This is a genomic window from Bartonella sp. AA9NXGY, from assembly GCF_042196845.1.
In the GTDB taxonomy this organism is placed as follows: domain Bacteria; phylum Pseudomonadota; class Alphaproteobacteria; order Rhizobiales; family Rhizobiaceae; genus Bartonella.
Genome location: NZ_JBHIRB010000004.1, coordinates 47,998 through 68,758, shown reverse-complemented (window position 1 = coordinate 68,758; position 20,761 = coordinate 47,998). Strand labels below are relative to the sequence as shown.

The 20,761-nt window shown below is 41.9% G+C and carries 24 protein-coding genes, 1 tRNA gene and 1 pseudogene; 9 read left to right on the top strand and 17 right to left on the bottom strand.

What is annotated here, in order from left to right:
- Positions 1-80 precede the first annotated feature (80 nt).
- Positions 81-233 carry a hypothetical protein gene (locus ACFIM6_RS03375; protein ID WP_375607050.1) on the bottom strand — a complete coding sequence of 51 codons (153 nt, stop codon included), beginning with the start codon at positions 231-233 and terminating at the stop codon, positions 81-83.
- Positions 234-409: 176 nt separating this feature from the next.
- On the opposite strand from ACFIM6_RS03375, the gene ACFIM6_RS03370 reads away from it, so the two are divergent.
- A tRNA-Thr gene (locus ACFIM6_RS03370) sits at positions 410-484 on the top strand.
- A 167-nt stretch (positions 485-651) separates the two neighbouring features.
- Here the strand turns inward: ACFIM6_RS03370 and ACFIM6_RS03365 are convergent.
- A complete protein-coding gene (locus ACFIM6_RS03365; protein ID WP_375611653.1) occupies positions 652-840 on the bottom strand; it encodes a hypothetical protein in 189 nt (62 codons plus the stop codon).
- Between the two features lie 730 nt (positions 841-1,570).
- Complete coding sequence (locus tag ACFIM6_RS03360; protein WP_375611652.1) at positions 1,571-1,723, bottom strand: hypothetical protein; 153 nt, start codon at positions 1,721-1,723, stop codon at positions 1,571-1,573.
- Positions 1,724-2,244: 521 nt separating this feature from the next.
- Here ACFIM6_RS03360 and ACFIM6_RS03355 point away from each other — a divergent pair.
- The 4 genes and pseudogenes from ACFIM6_RS03355 to ACFIM6_RS03340 form a co-directional block, all read left to right on the top strand.
- Positions 2,245-2,982, top strand: a complete 738-nt coding sequence (locus tag ACFIM6_RS03355; RefSeq protein WP_375611651.1) for a hypothetical protein — start codon at positions 2,245-2,247, stop codon at positions 2,980-2,982.
- Between the two features lie 264 nt (positions 2,983-3,246).
- Positions 3,247-3,609, top strand: a complete 363-nt coding sequence (locus ACFIM6_RS03350; RefSeq protein WP_375611650.1) for a hypothetical protein — start codon at positions 3,247-3,249, stop codon at positions 3,607-3,609.
- Between the two features lie 229 nt (positions 3,610-3,838).
- Positions 3,839-4,144, top strand: coding sequence for a hypothetical protein (locus ACFIM6_RS03345; RefSeq protein ID WP_375611649.1), 306 nt, complete (start codon positions 3,839-3,841; stop codon positions 4,142-4,144).
- Positions 4,145-4,565: 421 nt separating this feature from the next.
- Positions 4,566-4,805 (top strand): annotated as a pseudogene (locus tag ACFIM6_RS03340) (DnaJ domain-containing protein); the annotation flags it as partial.
- A 424-nt stretch (positions 4,806-5,229) separates the two neighbouring features.
- Here ACFIM6_RS03340 and ACFIM6_RS03335 read toward each other — a convergent pair.
- The 7 genes from ACFIM6_RS03335 to ACFIM6_RS03305 all read right to left on the bottom strand — a co-directional run bounded on the left by ACFIM6_RS03335 (position 5,230) and on the right by ACFIM6_RS03305 (position 9,605).
- A complete protein-coding gene (locus tag ACFIM6_RS03335) occupies positions 5,230-5,634 on the bottom strand; it encodes a hypothetical protein (protein WP_375611648.1) in 405 nt (134 codons plus the stop codon).
- A 207-nt stretch (positions 5,635-5,841) separates the two neighbouring features.
- Positions 5,842-6,198 carry a hypothetical protein gene (locus tag ACFIM6_RS03330; protein ID WP_375611647.1) on the bottom strand — a complete coding sequence of 119 codons (357 nt, stop codon included), beginning with the start codon at positions 6,196-6,198 and terminating at the stop codon, positions 5,842-5,844.
- 98 nt (positions 6,199-6,296) lie between these two features.
- Positions 6,297-7,061 carry a lambda exonuclease family protein gene (locus ACFIM6_RS03325; RefSeq protein ID WP_375611646.1) on the bottom strand — a complete coding sequence of 255 codons (765 nt, stop codon included), beginning with the start codon at positions 7,059-7,061 and terminating at the stop codon, positions 6,297-6,299.
- Positions 7,062-7,528: 467 nt separating this feature from the next.
- A complete protein-coding gene (locus ACFIM6_RS03320; protein WP_375611645.1) occupies positions 7,529-7,798 on the bottom strand; it encodes a hypothetical protein in 270 nt (89 codons plus the stop codon).
- Positions 7,799-8,394: 596 nt separating this feature from the next.
- On the bottom strand, positions 8,395-8,583 hold the full coding sequence (locus ACFIM6_RS03315) for a hypothetical protein (RefSeq protein WP_273790850.1): 189 nt from the start codon (positions 8,581-8,583) through the stop codon (positions 8,395-8,397).
- A 2-nt stretch (positions 8,584-8,585) separates the two neighbouring features.
- On the bottom strand, positions 8,586-8,975 hold the full coding sequence (locus ACFIM6_RS03310) for a hypothetical protein (RefSeq protein WP_375611644.1): 390 nt from the start codon (positions 8,973-8,975) through the stop codon (positions 8,586-8,588).
- A 312-nt stretch (positions 8,976-9,287) separates the two neighbouring features.
- Positions 9,288-9,605 (bottom strand): XRE family transcriptional regulator, encoded by a 318-nt coding sequence (locus ACFIM6_RS03305; protein ID WP_273790852.1) that lies wholly within the window; start codon positions 9,603-9,605, stop codon positions 9,288-9,290.
- 416 nt (positions 9,606-10,021) lie between these two features.
- Here ACFIM6_RS03305 and ACFIM6_RS03300 point away from each other — a divergent pair, with 416 nt between their 5' ends.
- The 3 genes from ACFIM6_RS03300 (at position 10,022) to ACFIM6_RS03290 (ending at position 14,579) form a co-directional block, all read left to right on the top strand.
- A complete protein-coding gene (locus ACFIM6_RS03300) occupies positions 10,022-11,092 on the top strand; it encodes a DUF1376 domain-containing protein (protein ID WP_375611643.1) in 1,071 nt (356 codons plus the stop codon).
- Between the two features lie 228 nt (positions 11,093-11,320).
- On the top strand, positions 11,321-11,788 hold the full coding sequence (locus ACFIM6_RS03295; protein WP_375611642.1) for a hypothetical protein: 468 nt from the start codon (positions 11,321-11,323) through the stop codon (positions 11,786-11,788).
- Positions 11,789-11,906: 118 nt separating this feature from the next.
- A complete protein-coding gene (locus ACFIM6_RS03290) occupies positions 11,907-14,579 on the top strand; it encodes a toprim domain-containing protein (RefSeq protein ID WP_375611641.1) in 2,673 nt (890 codons plus the stop codon).
- Here ACFIM6_RS03290 and ACFIM6_RS03285 read toward each other — a convergent pair.
- From ACFIM6_RS03285 to ACFIM6_RS03255, 7 genes are all read right to left on the bottom strand, one after another.
- Positions 14,556-14,903, bottom strand: a complete 348-nt coding sequence (locus tag ACFIM6_RS03285; RefSeq protein ID WP_375611640.1) for a hypothetical protein — start codon at positions 14,901-14,903, stop codon at positions 14,556-14,558. The two genes, ACFIM6_RS03290 and ACFIM6_RS03285, sit on opposite strands and share 24 nt — an antisense overlap.
- 286 nt (positions 14,904-15,189) lie before the next feature.
- On the bottom strand, positions 15,190-15,873 hold the full coding sequence (locus ACFIM6_RS03280) for a hypothetical protein (RefSeq protein WP_375611639.1): 684 nt from the start codon (positions 15,871-15,873) through the stop codon (positions 15,190-15,192).
- A gap of 92 nt (positions 15,874-15,965) precedes the next feature.
- Positions 15,966-16,130: a hypothetical protein gene (locus ACFIM6_RS03275; RefSeq protein WP_375611638.1), complete on the bottom strand. Its 165-nt coding sequence runs from the start codon at positions 16,128-16,130 to the stop codon at positions 15,966-15,968.
- Positions 16,121-16,561, bottom strand: a complete 441-nt coding sequence (locus tag ACFIM6_RS03270; RefSeq protein ID WP_375611637.1) for a hypothetical protein — start codon at positions 16,559-16,561, stop codon at positions 16,121-16,123. Before ACFIM6_RS03270 ends, ACFIM6_RS03275 begins: the two co-directional genes overlap by 10 nt.
- A 15-nt stretch (positions 16,562-16,576) precedes the next feature.
- Positions 16,577-16,984 carry a hypothetical protein gene (locus ACFIM6_RS03265; protein ID WP_375611636.1) on the bottom strand — a complete coding sequence of 136 codons (408 nt, stop codon included), beginning with the start codon at positions 16,982-16,984 and terminating at the stop codon, positions 16,577-16,579.
- A gap of 101 nt (positions 16,985-17,085) precedes the next feature.
- Positions 17,086-17,247, bottom strand: coding sequence for a hypothetical protein (locus ACFIM6_RS03260; protein ID WP_375607069.1), 162 nt, complete (start codon positions 17,245-17,247; stop codon positions 17,086-17,088).
- A gap of 6 nt (positions 17,248-17,253) precedes the next feature.
- Positions 17,254-17,385: a hypothetical protein gene (locus ACFIM6_RS03255; RefSeq protein ID WP_375611635.1), complete on the bottom strand. Its 132-nt coding sequence runs from the start codon at positions 17,383-17,385 to the stop codon at positions 17,254-17,256.
- 290 nt (positions 17,386-17,675) lie between these two features.
- On the opposite strand from ACFIM6_RS03255, the gene ACFIM6_RS03250 reads away from it, so the two are divergent.
- Positions 17,676-18,245, top strand: a complete 570-nt coding sequence (locus ACFIM6_RS03250) for a hypothetical protein (protein ID WP_375611634.1) — start codon at positions 17,676-17,678, stop codon at positions 18,243-18,245.
- Positions 18,246-20,761: the final 2,516 nt, after the last annotated feature.

Genomic DNA, 20,761 nt, shown 5'->3' with positions numbered 1-20,761 from the left:
TTAGAACGCATTCTAACTATGAGAACAAATTATTGAGAAGTTTGGTTGCAAAAATTTACTAAAAAACATTTTTTTGCATTTTAGAGCTCTGGTTGTGCTCTTTTTCGGCTTTGCTCTTTTCGACGTTTCAGGTTTTGACGCAATTGTTGTGCCAATCTTTCTTGACGTCGTTTTGCTTTTTCATCTTGATGATTAATTTCATTTTGTTTTTGTTTTTGATGCATTTGTGTCATTGCGCAACCTTTTAAACAGTGTTGAGCTTCTATCCAAGCAACTCATAACCTTAGATATTTAAGCATATAAGAAACATATGTCATGACATAAGATACGTTTTCTTGCAAGAATATACAAATGTTCTCTTGCCTATTTTCTGACAATATGGCACAAGACAGCGCAAAGATTGAAAAGGGCTGCGGTAGCTCAGTGGTAGAGCACTCCCTTGGTAAGGGAGAGGTCGAGAGTTCAATCCTCTCTCGCAGCACCATTTTATTCTTCTTTTGCCTCTCTCTTTTTGCCCTTATAAGTCTTCCCTATAAGCCTAAATCTTTTCCCCAACCTTCATCGGCTTCATCAAATCCTCCATCCTTTAAACCATGCGCTTCAATAGCCTCAAAATCAGTAGCTTCAAAATCAAGAGCCTCAATGCCACGCTTAATCTCTAAAATGCCTTACGAACGGCTTTTGAAATTGACCGCCCCCAAAGAATATCCCCCCACCCCTTTCCTTGCCTCCCCTTTCCTTGCCTCCCCTCTCTTTCATTTCTGTAAGATTTGCCCTATCCTTCTCTTTACCAAGCCTCACTGTTGCAACAGCTCTTAGCACTTGAGACGGTATAGGCATTTTTATTTTTTCAATATTTTATTTCTTGAATATTTTTCCCCACAAGCTCACCCTGTTTGTAATATGCAAACAAACGATTTTACTTGATTCAATATAAGAGCGTCTGAATAAGAAGGGTTGAAATAAGAACATCTCACACTATTTCGGGCTCTCATTGAAATTCAAATTAAATCTCAATAATGAATTATTATAAACTCATTGTTTGAACATATCCCATTGATACCTTTATCCGCCCCAAAACGAATAATCTTATCTTTCCAGCCTCTCTACCCACCTCAAGCAACACAAGTATTCCCTGTAAAAATTAGAATAAGCTTCATCGATCCTATTCGTCATTTACAACAAATCTAACAGAGCCATTTCCAGAACCTCCTCTCAACGCCTTTCCCATTCTCCCCACCCCTTACCAAAAGAAAAAAAACAAACAGTGATACCCCTCCACAGTGAAGCTTTCAAGAAGCCACCCCACGCTCCCATATGGCAAAAATCCCATATACCAGACATCCCATATACCAGAAAATTGATAGCCCGCGGTTTCAAAGAAGATCCCTCATTACCAATTTTATACACTATGATTTTCCACGTGTTCTAAGCCATCCCTCTTTCAACACGCATCTTTTTTATACGAATACTTTGATTGATACGGATAGCGTTATTCGTCTTGCATAAGAGCCCCAAGAGCGAAAAGCTCTCTCCCTCTGTTCTATTGAAATTAATCACCCCTCTTCGCTTACACTTCACAAGCAGAAAGATCCGTATGGCGAGAAACTTTCCAAGAAAAGCATATCTCTTCGTAAGAAGCCTCCCAGTAAACGAGATTATGAATCGTCTCAAGAGCTACAGCCCATGCCGCAATTTTGGCAACGGGCCCCAATAATACCAACTTACTTTTTCATAAAGTAAGATAGGGTGCGCAATGTTTATAATCTACAGGGTTTTATAACCTCTGGGGTTTATAATCTACGGGGCTTGACCGTTATACCCCTCACGATATTATTCACAAGCGGCAGTATGAAATTTATGAACGCCGGCATAAAATGGCTGTGAAATGAGCTTAGAGCGAGATATCTTTATTAAAACAAGTGCGTGAATGTACAACAACAAGTATATTTCATTTGGAGTATTTTGGATATTGCCTACTCTCCCCACCCTAGGACAACCATTTTGTCTACAGATCCCCTTATATATTCTGCATATTTTCTGCTGTCATATCTCCTCCAATAAGCTAAAACCCCACATATGCGGGGTTTTAGCCAGTACCACACCTTTATTTAGACACATTATGATCACTATAACCATTTTTATTAAATACGTTTTTACGTATATTTTCAACACAAAAATAACACATATTGATTTATTTAACAGAAATCAATTAAATATTCATGATAATCATTAAAAGTTAAAATGATGAAATTATTATTCAGAACGTACGTCATAATATTTATAACGTTTTTTTCTGTATTCATATTATTGGGTTGTACTCAAGTAAGCGACCTTGCTGAATACGATAGGCTTTACCAAAAATATGTCCATGAAAATTACACTCCTTTAGCATATTCTCAGAAATTAGAAAAAGCAAAAAAAGAGGTAGAATATTTAAAAGCGTATATGGAATGGACTGTAGACATACCCCATGACAAAAGTCAATTTTGGAGGCATTTAATAACATTGCCCAGTAATCCTCCAGAATTCAATATTTTTAAACATTATCACATATTGCTTGTTTTTTGTGGACGTTTTTTTGATTTATGGCAAGGTGATAAAACGATGCCCACACTTACCTTTAACGACTTACCAACAAGACTGAAGGATTTTAAAGCTAACGGGATGAAATACAGGAAAAATTGGGATTATATAGAAAATATTTTCCTCAAAGCAAAGTTTGAAACAAACTTTGATGATCCAATGTTTGCGTACGCAGAAAAATTTTTGGATTCCCCTAATGGCATTAGTCGAAAAGAACAAACTCTCCAGACAGAGCTGCTCATAATAGGCAATGAACTCACTCGTTTTAGAAACACAGCAACAATGTGCGTTATGGCTAGAGAGGTATACCTTGCCATGATGCCCAAAGAAAATGTAAAACCGCCCGTAAGATATAGCACTTTTGAAAAATGGAAGCAGTATTTAAAAAATCTTTAAACGGATCATAAAATGCCTTTCAAAATACTTCTAAAGAACCATTAAGCCCCCCTCACAATGACTATAATCAGGCACAAAGAAGGTATAAAAAACAATGTTAATTAAACAGTCTTTATTGAGAAGCGTCTTAATTATCGCTCTTTTAACAACGCATCTTTTTTATTCTTCAAAGGGATATACTCATTCGAATGAAGTGTTCTCTTCAAAAGAAATTACAGAAAGAGAGAGATTCTTCCGCATTTTCCTTGTTAATGGAAGTCGCTGGTGGGAAGAAAAATTCTACCAAATTCTCTGGATAGAAAAAACATTTTTTTGGAAAACAAGCAGCAGTTATCGCAACCGCTCTATGAAAAACATGTCAATATAATAAAAAAATGGCAGAATATAATCAAAAAACGACATCATGTATTTAATACTCTGTGCACCCTTATAGAATTAGAAATAGATGCAATGCGACATGTGAATGAAGCAAAACACTCTCATAAGCATACACATCTCTCAAACCTTATGAAACACATAGAGACATATCAAGAGCGTATAGTTAAAAACAAGAAAGAACTTGAGAAACTTGATCATGAAATTGAGATCTTATACAAAGTTATCATAGAATATACAAAATTACCATAAACTTTGATCTATTCATTCCATAACTTTATGAAAAGTGCTTCTCAAAGGATATCTTTTATTTTCAAGCACTTTGAACTATCTATCGCCATCTTTAGATACAGAGTGCCAAAGTACAGTAACGTTATCATACAATTTGTTGTATTTTACCAACACAAAATAACACATATTGATTTATTCAACAGAAATGACTTATAAAAGCTCATCAGAAACAAACGACAATAAATACCTTATGTTTAAACACTTTATTTTCTTCGCTATCGTAATAAGCGCTGTTTTATTTACGCATCATACAACGAGTGGATGTACAACAGATGGTCTTTTTGTTGGAAGTACTTCTCCGATCAATTGTATTTCAAAAGAATATATAAGACAGAAAATAAAAAAGAAGCTATTAGAAAAAGAACGCGAAAGAGAATGGTTAGAGCTTGAACAATTTTCTGTTAGCGCTTGTCCAGGTGGAAAATTTCCTGTTTATTATGGCTTTTCTATTATCGATTGTGTTTTGAGAGGAAGAACTAAAACAAAATCGTCTTAATAATGAAATTAATATAATGAACTTATTCCTGCAATGGTTTATCGTAGCATTCGTAATAACAACGATAATGTCTGTTCCCATAAGTTTACTTTGGCGTTTTAGATTTAAGGTTTCTGCCTGTTTATTTACAATAATGACAACCTTGGCTATTATTGCCGTCCCTTTTACATTTGATTTATCGTCTCTCTTTTAATCTATTTTTGTAAAAAATATTTCTAAGATATTAAAAACACCCTGCATTTTTAAGCGTTTTGAACTGTATCTCCTCTCATCTAGATACAGTATAATCACTATAGCCATTTTCATTAAACATGTTTTTGCACATATTTCTAACATAAAAATAACACATGTCGATACATTCAAAAGAGATCAATTAAACGATCTTATAAAATAAGAGCAATACACAAAGTAGCTGTATTTAATGATAGTAAATGAAGACGATTATTATGGAATTCTTGGTGTAAGCTACGCATGCAACGATAAACAGATAAAATCTGCTTTTCGTAAATTAGCTCTGCAATACCACCCTGATCATAATTCTAGTACCGAAGCAGAACAAAAATTCAGAAAAATTTGTGAAGCCTATGAAGTTCTTAAAGATCCTCAAAAGAGAGCTGCTTACAATCAGTTCTATCATGAAACTTTTAAAGATAATGACAAGGCTTCTGAAAGTAATAAAAGCCGAGATAATATAGGTTTAGTGTTAATATCACCTTTAAAAAAAATAGCTGTCTTTGTCATTGCTCTAATACTATTTTTCGTAATATATATTGGCGGTACCATTATTATATTTCGGTATTTTGATTAGAGGAACTTAATGAAACAGAGTGATCTATAAATGTCTCTTCCGATTAACATACTTTGGTGATTTAGGTTAAAGATTCCAGCGTTTTTATTTGCAATAATGACCGCCTTAGCTGTTATTGCCGTTCCCTTCATATTCTATTGATAGTTATTTTTGTAAAATCTGAAGAGCTTTAAGATCAGTCCCACAGTGAATTCACAAGGTGTGGTAATTTTTGATTTTCTATAACAAGGTAGTGTAGAAAAACATAGAGATTATAATGTCTCTATCCGTTCTTTTCTTATTCTCCCGTTTCCTCCACCCCTCTATTTTTTTCCACAACCTGCCCCCAATCTTTTCCCCAACAAGCCCACTTGACTCCACACAGACTTTTTCTCATGCCCCTACATCCTTTTCCCATATCGGCTAAAAAAAATCCCCCAAGCCCCCGCAAAGCTCTCTCCCCCCCAAGAACGAAAGCATAACGTACACCATTGTCACCACAATGAAAAAGCAACTCAGCCCTTTCATTGCGGCTCCCCCCCCAACACTCACCACAAAAGCACCCAAAATCACAGCCTCCATACCTCTGAACACTTAGCCTTACCTCCCCATTCTCGTTTTCCCCTCCAGCATACCGCGCCGCCTTGCATGCGCTCCAAGCACCCTTTCTTTCCCCATTTTCCCACCATGCTTTCACATTCATGACCAAGCTCTTTGTGCTCCCTGCACTCTTTGCGCTCTTTGCTTGCACCCTCCTCCAACACAAAAACCAGCTCTTTTCCTCCTTGAACGTGCCTTTTTATAGGTTGGAACCTGTCTGTACTGCTGCTTCCCTTCCCCCTAAACCTCATTTTTGTTCTCCAGCATGCTTTCGTGTCACTCCAAGTCACAGGATAACGACCTGCCCCCTTCATCCCCACCATTTCCTCCTCATCCCGCTCCAACATTTCTCTTCCCAAAGCCGCGTATCTCCCCCTTTTCCATATCGGCTAAGAAAATCCCCCAAGCCCCCGCAAAGCTCTCTCCCCCCAAGAACGAAAGCATAACGTACACCATTGTCACCACAATGAAAAAGCAACTCAGCCCTTTCATTGCGGCTCCCCCCCCAACACTCACCACAAAAGCACCCAAAATCACAGCCTCCATACCTCTGAACACTTAGCCTTACCTCCCCATTCTCGTTTTCCCCTCCAGCATACCGCGCCGCCTTGCATGCGCTCCAAGCACCCTTTCTTTCCCCATTTTCCCACCATGCTTTCACATTCATGACCAAGCTCTTTGTGCTCCCTGCACTCTTTGCGCCCCCTTATTTAGCACCCTCTTCCAACATATGCTTTGCTCTTTTCCCCCTCTGCTCTTTCCTTTTTATAGAACTTTGCCTCTCCTCAACGCTACACAAGATCCCTTTCTTGCCCGCCTCATTCTTGTTTTGCCCTCCAGCATACGTCTTGCATGCGCTCCAAACTCCCCGCTTTCTCCCTCCTTCAAAGCAATTTCTGTTCTTATATGAAAACCTGTCTCAACCGATTTAATTTGCTGTACCATCTTCTCCAAAGCCTCATTAAAACGGCTAATTTCATTTTCAAGCTTGCAAATATATGCTTCATCACGATAAGCCCGTTTAATCAAAGGAGGCATATCCGGCCAATAGAGCATTAAATCCACCCATTCGCGTTGAGAAATCCATAATCCCCCTTGACATTGTGCTTTATGTTCTGCTGGAAAGCTCTTTTGCATGAAATGAGGGATCAAAATTTCAGGTTTTTTTGTTTTAATTTCTAATAAGCCATTTTTTCCCACAAAAGCATCGGGGGAAAATCCTTGTCTGCGGTCATCTGCCAAAACAAAGCCAATACATTCAGGTTCTGTATGTGTCAGTTTCCCATAAAGCTGTCGTGCGATTGGTTCTAATTCTGTCCCACGTCGCATAGAAAGTGTTGCCCCTTCATCAACAGTTTTTCCTGTAATTCTTTCTCCCGCCAATTTCATCATCACACTCTGATAGCGTGACGTTTTTTGCCCTTGTTTTGTTCGTGCCATAACCATCTCAAACAAAGAAGCCGTAATCAAACCATTACGCGCTTGCTGCCATTCTTCTGTTCCTTGAATACAATCGATAATGATTGGCATAGTATTTCTCCCCTTCTTTAAGGTGCTTTTTTGCAACATATTCTCTTTGAAACATTCATATCTTTTAAGATGCATTCCCCACTAAGAATGACAGCATCCTTAAATATTGTGCTGCTGAAATCACAAAAGCTTTTGGAAACGCCCCCTCAACATCCCCCTCCCCACAAGTTTCTCATCCCCTCCTTTTCCATATCAGCTAAGCCCCTCCCAAGCGGCGCCCTCCCTAGACGAAAGCATAACGCGTGATATTTTCTCCCCGATAAAAAAACCTCTCGCCCATCATTGCCCCCTAAGGCTCAATACAAAAACGGTCAGAACCGCGCTCCCATAGCGCCTTCCTCTTCTTCCCTCTCAAACACCTTCCCTCATTTCCCAACATGCTTTCACATTCATATCCAAGCTCTTTGCACTCCCTGCGCTCCAAGCCCTCTACTTTCCCCCCTCCTCCAACACTCTACTCCTTCCCCCTACACGGAACTTTTTTTAAAGATTGACATCTCCTCAACGCTTGTACGGCTGCCCCTTTTCCACACCTCATATCTCCCCTCCAGCATATGCCTTACATACGCTTCAAGCTCTCCTCTCCCCCCACTCGTTCTCCCTCTTAACCAGCCAACCACCAACATTTTCCCCAACAAGCTTCCCCCCAACATCCCTCCTCCCCACAAGTTTCTCATCCCCTCCTTTTCCATATCAGCTAAGCCCCCCCAAGTCGTCTCCCCCAAGAACGAAAGCATAACGCACACCATTGTCACCGCAATGAAAAAACACTTGGGCCCATCATTGCGGCGCTCTCCCAGCACTCAACACAAAAGCACCCCAAAGCCCCCCACGTGTCCCAATATGTCTAAACAAGCTTTAACGACCTCTCCCGTCAAACACCTCCTTCCATTTTCCAGCATGCTTTACGTATCATTCCAAGCTCCCTACTTGCGTGCCGCAAAAACACAAAAACCGGCTCTTTTCCCCCTTGAACGTGCCTTTTTATAGGTTGGAACCTGTCTGTACTGCTGCTTATCTTCCCCCTAAGCCTTCATTTTTGTTCTCCAGCATGCTTTCCGTGTCACTCCAAGTCACTGGATGACGACCTGCCCCCCCATTGTCTTATCCCCCAATGAACCAGCCGGCAACTTCCCCACACACAAGCGTCCGCAATTCCCCATATATAGGGCTCTTTTCTTCATACCCTCCTTTCCATATCGGCTACCCCCCCCCCCAAAGCTCTCCACCCCCAAGTCGTCCCCCCCCCAAGAACGAAAGCATAATGTGCACCATTGTCACCGCAATGAAAAAACACTTGGGCCCATCATTGCGGCTTCTTTTTTCAACCCTGCTACTGCACGACGGAAAAATCATGGCGGCAATATTCTTCCTCCAATTTTTTTGCCATAGACTGAGCCACCTCTTGCGATATAAAAAGTATAGCGTTGTGTTTTTGTGGTTCGAGTCTGATTAAATTCCGCATATTTCCAGCATAATAAAGTGGAATCCCTTGATACGAAGTCTTGAGATAACTTGGCATGTTTACCACCAATAATCTGTCAAGACATCACATGGGCGTAAACGATGCTGTTTTTCATAAGAGCCATAGAGATTATCTTCATAATCGCAAGCCGCTCTTTCATTTAAACAAGCATGATAAGCTTCACTATTCAAAATGAAGGGCTGCAATTGTGTATTTTCTTCATTTATTTCATGATTTTCGACATAAAAATCAGCGATTTGTTCCGTAATATCTTCAGCATGAGAAGTTGTCAGATCGAGTCGTAAAACTCTATAAACAGTTTCACATTCTTCAATCAGTTCGAGCACTTCTTCGATTTCGTCGATTGGTCCTTCATAAGTACAAGGATTTTCCTCTTCGCATAAAACGACAATGATTTCATCCTCTTTAACGAATGAAATATTTTTCATGATTTCCCCCTTTAGATAGTTGATAAAGCATAGCCTTGTCTTGACAAGACTAAATATAGCGTTAGTCTTATATCCTCTATAGGAGAGATGTCAACCATTTTATCCTTCATAAAAGATATATTTTAAATATCTACGGGGTTCAAATGACATATGTAAAGAAAAATCTATTATTCTTTGTTCCTCTCATGCCCCTTTGTTGTTCTCTATTTGTTCTTACAAAATTGCAATTATAAACACACAGGAGAGATAAAATGAGTGACATAATATTAATAAAACACTGGAGTCGCCTTGACTCAAAAGCACAGAAGGAAGTTATTTTGAAGCTTCGTCAATTGGTCGCCGCAAAAGAGTCAAAATCGCCTGTCTCTCTTGCGGAGAGAGTTTCGAAATAAGCTCTATAAATTCTTTATCTTCAGGGCTAGCCCCTTTCCCGTAAAGAATATAATTCATACTGATATTAATTTCGTGACAAATTCGCGAGAGAGATTCGATTGTTGGTTCTTTTCCTTCAGAAAGAATAGAATGAAGGTACCCCGCGCCTTTACCGGCAGCGAGGGAGATAGATCTTTTTGACCGCCCACTTTTTTCCAAAGCGATTCTTAATCTTTGACGCCAACCATCGATATTCATAATTTCACCATATAGCGCGTCTTTTTAAAAAAACACGTCCTTTTTATAAAACGGGCTTGCATTATCCCCTAAAAAGGATAAAATTAAGGAAACAAATTTTACTTTTTCGGGGGAAATTTTTTTTATTTTTAGATCATAAAAACACTTTAACCACCCTACCGGATATAAAAGACCACCTCCAAAGCTTCTGCCCAAAAGCAAGTACGTTGAGAATGTGTGGTATTCTTTATTTTTTCCATCACCGCAATCTTAAATCGTAAGTTTGCATGCGCTTCAAGCACAGCCAATCATTTATAAGCGTCGTAAAGAAGCCTCTAGTCATCATCGAACAGAGCCAAAAGCAACACAAGTTAAATCCTTATTTGAGCTTTTATCATCAATAAAAATGTATAAAAAAGAAGAAAGTAGATTGCAGTATGAAACACGCTAATCAACAAGAAACTCCTCATTATGAATCGTCTAGGCTTCCATATGTTTGTTGGTATCAAAATGACTTTCTAGGAGGTGTACGTGGGATGCGCGCACACGAAATTGGAATCTATACGATTCTTCTCAATGAAATGTATGCCCGTGGCCGACCTTTAGAAATATCGAAAGAACGTTTAGCGCGTCTTTGTGGTTGTGACAAGCGAACTTTTGTTAATGTTTTAGAGATGCTCATCCAAGAGGGTAAGATTTTAAATTTAGCCAATGGATTATGGAACAAGCGTTGCGAAAATGTTTTTCAAGAGCGTGAAAAATTGCTTGAACAAAAATCCTTTGCGGGTCGTTCTTCGGCAAAAAAACGCAAGAAAATCAATGCAGAGATGCAACAACTGCTTAACGAAAGTCCAAAAGATGTTGCACAAAACTCAAAAGCTCAAAAGGCAGAAGAAAAGGAAACACCTTACGGTGTTTTAGAAAAGAAAATTTTGTTTGATGAGACAGAACCTTGTTTTTCCTGCGAAGAGAACTTTGAACAAAGCGATCATCCATCCCCCTCACCGGCTCTTGATTCACTTCTCCCTTTGCCTGCCCAAGCAGAAGCGGAGCAAAAAAACGCCTCCCCTTTAAAAGCTCCCCAAGACGAGTTCACTCCCGCCCCTATCGCGCAAATTGTCACGGGGGAAAAAACAAAATCCGCCACCACTCTTCCCCCCAGCAATCTTCCTGCCTCCATCCCTCCTTCTTCCAACAAAAAAACCACAACCTCAGTTGCCAAAGGGCATCGTCTTCCTGAGCATTGGCAAGCAGACATCAAGGCGGCAGTTTCAGAAGGCTTGAGTGAAAGCCAAGCCCATTGGCAAGAAAAGAAGTTTCGCGACTATTGGCAAGCCAAAGGCGGCAAAGAAGCTCTCAAAGTAGACTGGCAAGCCACATGGCGCAACTGGTTTCGCCGTGAGATCGAACGGCAAGAACAGCAAAAACAGGGAGGCTCCTCATCTTTTACCTCTGAGAACAACGACACGCTTTACCGCAGTTTGATCAACTATAACGACAATTTTTGACATCACACAAACAACGTATTTTTCAAGCAAGCGCGGGGACAAAAATGCTTCAAAACCACAACAGCATCGGACAAAACAACACAGAACAAAACAAAAGGCGGCAAAACAACATTTGGATAGGCGATTCACACCGTAAAACGAGTCAACATCGACCATTTTTCTCTCATCACAAAAGCGTTTTCCCCACGCAAAAGACCCTCACAGGCACCCCAACATACACACCCCAACATGCACCCCAATACACCAGGACTCCAGCATGCACCACCCCCTCAGGCATATCCACCCCGCCCTTCTTTCACCCCCTTCCTCCTTTCCACCTTCCTCCTTTTCCCAAGGCGCCACTTCCCATGCTCTTGGCAAGCAGACATCAACAGAGCAGCTTCAAAAACCTTCAATGAAAAGCAAACTCTTTGGCACTCCCCCTCCCACACAGGCACCCCAACTCATGCCCCACCCCCCCAACAGGACACTCCAACATGCACCACACCCTCACAGACATATCCACCCCACCTTCTTTCAACCCCTTCCTCCTTTCCACCTTCCTCCTTTTCCCAAGGCGCCACTTCCCATGCTCTTGGCAAACAAACATTAACACAGCCATTTCAGAAAGGTTTGAGTGAGAGCCAAGCCCATTGGCAAGCCAAGAAGTTTCGCGACTATTGGCAAAAAAAGAGCGGCAAAGAAGCTCTCAAGTAAACTGGCAAGCCCCATAGCACCACGAGACTTTACGATCAGATCAAACGGTGAGAACAGCAAAAACAGAGTCCTCACTTCTCACATCTTGAGAAAAACGAAAATAATATCACGAATGACCATGAGCACAATTTTTGAAATCAAACAAAAACTTATCTCACAAGCAGATAGAATAGCAGAAATGCTTCTTCCCCAAGGGCACAAACGAGGCAACAATTGGATTGTAGGCAACACACGTGGTGAAGCTGGTCAAAGTTTATCGATTTGCTTGAGTGGTAGTAAAGCAGGACTTTGGTATGATTTTGCAGAAAGCACTGGAGGAGATCTTTTAGACCTTTGGTGTGAAGTCAAAGGCATTAGTCTTTCTCAAGCCTTAGAAGAAGCACGCGCGACTCTCAATCTGACACGCCCCAAACCCTTTATGGCGCCCCATCGTTCCTATCGCCGTCCACCGGTCCCTACAGGGCAGAGCCCGCAGAATCTTGTAAAAACCTATCTCCACGAAGAACGCCGCATTCCTCTAGAAATTATAAAGCGTTACCGCATAGGAGAAAATGGCAAAAAAATCATTTTCCCCTTTTATAAACCCGACGGCACCCTTGCTTTAGTCAAAGAACGGCTTGCACAAACGGGAGCAAAAACAAAACCAACAGCCTCCCAATGTGAACCGATTTTATTTGGTTGGCAAGCCCTTTACCCCACAAACCACCCCTCCACGCACACATCCCAGCAGGCACCCCAAAACACCGCCACAATCAACCCCGCCTCCACAAAGGCATCCCTGCACACATCCCAACAGGTAACCCAACACGCACCTCAGCAGGTACCCCAAAACACCGCCCAGCAGGTACCCTCAACTAACCACCCCTCCACGCAGGCGCCCACGCACACATCCCAACAGGCAACCCAGCACACACCTCAGCAAGTATTCCAACACACACCTCAGCAGGCATCCCAACACACACCTCAGCAGGTACCCTCAACCAACCACGCCTCCACACAAGCGCCCCAAAACACTGCCTCAACTAACCTCACCTCCACGCAGGCGCCCCAGCAGGCACCCCAACACACACCTCAGCAGGTACCCTCAACCAACCCCACCTCCACACAGGCATTCCAAAACACCGCCTCAACTAACCTCACCTCCACGCAGGCATCCCCGCACACATCCCAGCAGGTAACCCAACACACACCTCAGCAGGTATTCCAACACACACCTCAGCAGGTACCCTCAATCAACCCCACCTCAACCAACCCCGCCTCTACACAGGCATCCCAAAACACCGCCTCAACCAACCCCGCCTCCACGCACACATCCCAGCAGGCGACCCAGCACACACCTCAGCAAGTATTCCAACACACATCCCAACAGGTACCCTCAACCAACCCCGCCTCCACGCAGGCATCCCAAAACACCGCCTCAACCAACCCCACCTCCACGCAGGCGCCCCAAAACACCACCTCAATCAACCCCACCTCCACAAAGGCATCCCAAAACACCGCCTCAACCAACCCCACCTCCACACACACACACCAACAGGCACCCACACACACCCCCCAACAGGCGCCATTTCCCATTCTTTCTTCAACAAACCGTACCATTGTTATCACTGAAGGAGAAATTGATGCGCTATCCTTAGCCGCCTATGGATATCCGGCGGTTTCTGTTCCCTTTGGAGGAGGCAGTGGAGGAAAACACAACTGGATTGAAAATGAATTTGATCATTTAGAATCTTTTGAAACGATTTTTTTAGCCACCGATATGGATCCGCCCGGAGAAGAAGCAGCCCGTGAGATTGCCAGCAGGCTTGGACGCCACCGTTGCTACCGTGTCCGTTTACCCCTTAAAGATGCCAATGACTGTTTAACCGCAGGGATCGATAAAGCCACCATAAAAGCCGCCTTTTCCTCAGCACAAAGCTTTGCACCAGAAGGTTTACGGCGCGCCTCAGACTATAAAGATCAAGTGATTGGGCTTTTTTGGCCAGAGCCTGAAAAACATCTTGGTTATACGGTTCCCTATCCTAAACTGAAGGACAAATTGCATTTCCGCCCAGCAGAATTAACGCTCTGGAGCGGTGCGAGTGGTGCAGGTAAAAGCCAATTATTATCAGATTGTATTCCCCATTGGATTGCACAAAAGAGTCGCCTTTGCTTAGCGTCTCTAGAAATGAAAGGAGAACAATCGCTTCGCCGTTTAACCAAACAAACGGGCGGCTTAGAACAGCCTACAAAAGAGACGATTGAACGGATTCTTCATTTTTTAGACGAAGGGCTTATTCTTTATGAACATGTTGGCAAATCAAGCGTTGACACCTTGCTTGAAGTCTTTGACTATTGTCGTGCGCGCTATGGCTGCGATCAATTTATCATCGACAGTTTGATGCGGCTTGGCATTGCCTCTGATGATTATGCAAGACAAGAACAAGCCGTTTATAAAATGGTTGATTGGGCTGTTTTAAACAGTGTGCACATCCACCTTGTCGCCCATGCCCGCAAAGGCGGTCTGGATAAAGATATCCCCAGCACAGAAGACATTAAAGGCGCCTCAGAAATTGGTGCCAATGCCTTTAACATCATCACCATTTGGCGCAATCGGTCGTTGGAAGATAAAATCTTTGCCGCCTCTCTCGCACAAGAAAAAGCAGATTTAGCCAAACGCCCAGGTGTCATTATGAATATTGCCAAACAACGTTCTGGTGATTTTGAAGGCAAAATAGGGCTTTGGTTTGATCCCCAAACTTATCGCTATCGCTGTTCTTTTGAACAATCATTCCCTCGACGTTATCTGTAATGCCCCATAAACCCCACTCTCTTTAAAAACGCCTCCGCTTTCAAACGCGCACGCCTTGCTCCCACAGAAACAACAGGAAGGATCAATCCACAAATGATGAAAAACACCCAATCCTTCGCGAACCAAAGCCTGCTCAACCCTAGATTCTCTGCTCCCAGACGGAAACAAAAAAAGATCGCTCCAACAACGGCGCAAAACACCACCCCCTTCAATAACCACAAACAACGCGTCACCACCCCATCTCGCCGCCCCCTCATATGCAAAATCAAGAACCACTCCAACAGTGCAGCAAACACGATCCCCATCAAGGACAGGAGTCCCCATGGTATGTCCATATTCTCCATCCCCAAAAGAGCTAAAAAAAGGACGACTCCTAAAATGCCTTAAAACAGCACTTCCTTCAAAAAGAGGGAAACACCAAAAATACAATAAAACGCCGCCCGCCACCACGAAATATCGAAGCGCTTGGAAACCTTATAAGTACTAATAACGACAACAATAAAAAGGTAGGAAAATACCAACAACAGCAAAAAAAACAAATCGTTCGACATCACATACCCCTCACAGCAAGCCCATTAAAGATCACACCCATAAGACAAAAAAACACACCCTACTTTAAGAACCAAGCCCATAGAACACGCGCACGCCTTGCTCCCTCACAAACAAAAGGAAGGGTAAATCCAAAAATGAATAAAAACACCCTCTCATTCGAGAACCAAAGCCAGCTCAACCCTAGATTCTCTGCTCCCAGACGAGTAAAAAAAAGGAGAGTACCAAAAATGCAGGAAAACAGCACAAAATTCAAAGCACGCAACGACCTCTGTAGCACCGTATCACTTTGCTCGCGTATAAAGAACCCCAAGAGCACTTTTAACAATAAAGACAAGAGCAAAACCTTTAAGAATACCGCCCTTATGCTATCCATATCCCTGACGCCCACAGCAGCAAACCACAGGATAAAGCCCATCATGCAACAAAACATAACTGCCTTTAAGAACACTTGCCAAGCAACAGGCATACTCTTGACGCCCAGATGCACCAAACCAAGGACAGTTGCAAAAATGCAAGAAAACACCGCCCCCTTTAAGAGCAGCTCCCCATCAACAGCGCGCCTGCCCACGCCCACATAAACAAAACCAAGGTAGGTGGCAACAACGCCATAAAGCACCACCCATCTCCAAAACATCCACCCTGTAACAGAGCGACGCTTTGCTCCCTTATAAATAAAAATCAAGGCAACAGCAAAAAAGCAGAAAAACCAAGGCAACAGCAAAAACATCACATTGTTCGACATCAAATACCCCTCACAGAAAGAACATCAAAGATCACGCCCGTGGGAAAGAAAAATGCTCATTTTTTTAAGCACCATCCCAACAGTACACGCACTCACCGTACCCCCTCCAAAACAAAAAAGGAACAAGTCCAATAGTGCTCACAAACACCCCATTGTTCGAGATCACAAACCAGTGCCCCCATATGCTTGGCTCCGTTATACGCCAATCCAACAACAGCTCCAACAACGCCACTAAACGCCAGCCCCTTCAAAAACATGTCCCATGCAACCACCATACACCCCGCACCCTCATAAGCAAAACCAAGGACAGCGCCAGCAATGCAACAAACACCACTCCTATCACTAAAAATTCCCACGATATATCAAAATGCTTCGCTCCCTTATAAGCAAAACCAAGAACCACTACAGCAATGGTGCAAAACACCACAGCCTTGAAAAACACGCCCCACGATACAGTTCTACTGTTTGCTCCCACAACAATAAAACAAAAGGTCGCTCCAGCAATGCAAGAAAGCTCCACCCCCTGCCAAAACACCTCCCACGTAATAGCCGGTCGCCCCGCATCTTCATAAGCAAAACCAAGGACCATGCCAACAACGCAGAAAAACGCCAGCCCCTTCAAAAACATGTCCCGCGCAACCACCATACGCCCCGCTCCTTCATAAGCAAAAATCAGAGACCATGCCAAAAATGCAGCAAAAGATCAATCCTTTTCAAAGAATGAAATCCTAAACCCAAGACGCCTTACCCCTCTATAAATAAGAGCAAGGACAAAGCCCAAAAGGACATAAAACACCCACTTGTTTGAGAACCACACCTGAGCCAAACCAAAATGCTCGGCTTGCACATAAACAAAATCAGAGACAGCAGCCAAAATGAAGCTCAACAATACCATCTTGAGGAACAAACCCTTCGTTACACCACGCCGCTGCATTACTTCATAACCCAACATAAGGAAAATACCGGGAATGCCATAAAACGCCACAGCTCGTAAAAATACGCCCCACGTCATCCCAAGAGCCTTCATTTCCACATAAACAGCCACAGAGACATAGGCTACAATACAGCTAAACACCAATCCCTTCAGAGACAAAAGCCCGCGCAACATCATGCCACTCCCCCATCAAGTCATTCAAGGAAAATCCACCATGCGACAAAACCCCTCTCTTTTCAAGGTTCTAAAGCCAAATCATAACAAGATGCTTTACACCTCTATAAATCAGCCCAATGACAAAACCCAAAAGGATACCCCCACGGAATTAAGAACCAAAGCCAGCGCCACCCCATGCGTTCAGCAACCGTATAAACAACATGAGATCCCCGCCAATAACGCCCCCCAAACCCCATCCTCTTAAAAAAATTTCTGCCTTTCATGATCCCTCAAATACCTCCCCACATAAATAGAAATAAAGCCCCCAAGAGGCAGAAAAACATCAACCATGGCAAAAAACCAAATCCTGCGACATCAATCCTCCCCCCCACAGCAATAAAATCAGAAAGAATGCCCATCATGCAACAAAACCCCCATCCTTTAAAGAAGCAGAACCACAAAGAGAACGACACACACCACTCCCACAAAATCCCTCGCACAGCCCCCGCAAAATCCCCGCCCCCGTATAAATCTCTCGTACAAACAAATGACAGCAGCAAAAGAAAACCACCACCCCACACCCTTTTGAAAAACGTCCCCTCACGCAACAAGCAGATATAAAAACCTATTCCTCAACAAGCATACAACAGCACAATCCCGTTTCTTTGCATAAACATGAAAGAATCAAAATTAAAATTTTTAAGGAGATGCTATGAGCCATCAAGAGAAAAAAAACATGCAAACCTGCCCGCTTGATCATCAAAATCAAGGAAAGCACATTGGTCATTTAAAGACGCAAGAAATCCCTGTAGAAACGCGTAATCCTTATTTTAAACCCAATCATCGAGAAAGTTCCAGCAACCCGCGCACTATCAATGCCATTGCCAATGCACAAAGCCATCCCATTGCCCTTTTATATGCGAAAGGACATCTCAGCAAAGCCCAATATAAAGCGGCAGAACGTTTTTATTTTTACTGGCGTCAAAGCCAAGCCGATCTTCACATGAGCCTTGACTACACCCGTGAAAAGGTTTCCTGTAGCCAAGGGTACACACAGCCCATTGAACGTCAAATAGCAGCCTCCAATCAATTAAAAACCATTAAAGTTCAACTGGGTATTCTTGGCTATTCTCTTCTTGAGCGGGTTATAGGCCACGGACAAGCGATCAAAGAATTAAGTTCTTCAAAACGCAAACAAAACTCCCTTGCCGATCATTTACGAGATTGTTTAGACTTGCTCGCATTTCATTGGGGATATGCAAACCATAAACATTTTGAATAATCTCCCTCGCCATTTTAAGCGGCCTCCCATGTTGCCCCGCCCCCTCTAAAGAAACCTCCCCCACACGGGCTCAAGCATTGAGCAGCTCTCGCCCCTATTTCCATTACCTTGCCCCCCACACCCAAAAGGACAATACTTCACCCCCACACATACTTAAGATACACCCCACACTCTTAAAAACAAAAAGCCTTCCCCCATATCAGTCCTATAATCATGAGGGGCTCTTAATTCGTTTTTGATTGAAGAATATTATCAAGATGCTTGCATGTATCATAATATTTTTAAATATAGTTTAATTAATATCGAGTCTTAAAACAAATATTCAATTGAAAAAAGTATTACGTTTTAATGCAAAATGACAAAATTTTTTGTAAAAAGTATTTTTTATATTGCTATTTTTTCAATTCTCTGCTAACCATAATATGGTAGGTTCTTTAAGTATGATTTTTTTGTATTTAGTACGGCCTTTTAAATTTATTCTTTTTTGACACGTCCTGCGAGTCAATGTTAAAATTCTCCTGCTTTTTGGTCCTCTGATTGCGACGGAGGACTTTTTTTTATAACTGTACTTTTTTATGACTGTATTGTCTTAAATCACTTCCTTATGAGCTTTGTGATAATTCCTCCATAAGGTTTACCCGCAAAATAGATCATTCTTTTGTCAAATTGACTTGCGTTCCATTCTTAAAGAACACAGATTCTTAACTCAATCTGATTTACAAACAGCTTGGATACACTTCCCTCTTGGTTTGCCATTCCCTCTTGGCTTCTATTCAGGTTTTTCCGCTAAACTCAAGGCGCAACAGAATCTTGCTCTGTCTTAAAGATTCACCACGCCCTTAAAAAAACACTTAAAACATATCCAAGGAAGCTTGCTTCATATCACCAAACCTCAAATGACCGTGTTTTACGGCATAACAGAATGACTTAACTATTGGATAACTTTCTTTATCGCCCCCCAACAGGTTGATGTATCACGACAACATATTGATTTATAATCATCATATCCCGTTATCCATATTAAAACCCGTTATCCATATAAAATTAAGAGACGCAGATATCATAGGGATTCTCTCATTTTAAATTTATTTCATGTTGCATCAATCAACACCTTGTCTTTTCCACATTACAAACATGAAAGACATATGAAATAACGCACTTCAAAGATTTCAAAGATAAAGAATCAAAATGCCTCTTATGAACACGCTCAAGAGCCAAAGGCTGTCATCATATGAGGCGCGAATAGTATGATAATGTGCTGGCTTTTCCTTATGAGAATTTAAAGAAAGGCTTATCCACTTCACAAGAGATTTCTCCATTATCAGATTTACCAATATCCCCAATCACCAATATAATTGTGATAATAAGATCACATAATGTTTTTAAACAAGTAGGTAAATGTGCAACACAAATATATTCTATTTAGAACATTCTGTTTTATGTGAGTCGCGTAAACTCCCATTAAAAAACAAAATCCCCCATTAAAAACAAAATCCCTATGAGAAAAAATCTAAAGCGTGAGAATAAAAACATGAGACAAGTGTGATTCCATTCAGATATTGCTCTTTAACCGTTAAACCGAATAAAAAATAGATTCGGAAAGTATGTTAATCTTCCTAACTTAAGAGATAAACTAAGAATATAGACAACATCTCTCCTAACATTCCCCTTTTTCTAGCATCGCGTAAGAATCAAAAGTTATACAACTTATTTTGTCATATTATAAAGCACTGTTTTTTAAGGCGGTATTGAAGCAGTTAAAACAATTGAAGTGTTTAGCCAACGCCATCGCCCTTAGCAAAGCTAAAAAAACAAACTGTTGAAAAGCCGTGCATATCTTGTGTAAACACAAAAAAAACAAGAAAAAGGCACAAAAATATCTCAATTTTTATAAAAATACATCAGCGTCTTTTACGATTGTATTGACGAACAACCCTTATCACATAATCATCTTAAATATTGAGAATAAAGAATGAATAGCCCTCGCAAATACAGCAACCTATCAATAAAAATATAAAAACAAATCTTTTGGTTATCTCTGTTTCTTATGGAATATGCCTTTCCCTATGAATGTACTTTGGCCTCCAAAGAGTACATTCAATCCATGAAAAGGATGCACTCCAGCCCTTAAAGAGTGCATCCTTCCCCTCAACGGATACCGCCAAACCCTCATAAAGGCAGTATCCAATCTATAAGAGGAGATGCACTCTAGCCCTCAAAAAGAGTGCATCCTTCCCCTCAACGGAAACTGCCAAACCCTCATAAGGCAGTATCCAATCCATAAGAGGATGCACTCTAGCCCTCAAAAAGAGTGCATCCTTCCCCTCAACGGAAACTGCCGAACCCTCATAAAGGCAGTATCCAATCTATGAGAGGATGCACTCTAGCCCTCAAAAAGAGTGCATCCTTCCCCTCAACGGAAACTGCCGAACCCTCATAAAGGCAGTATCCAATCTATAGAGGATGCACTCTAGCCCTCAAAAAGAGTGCATCCTTCCCCTCAACGGAGACCGCCT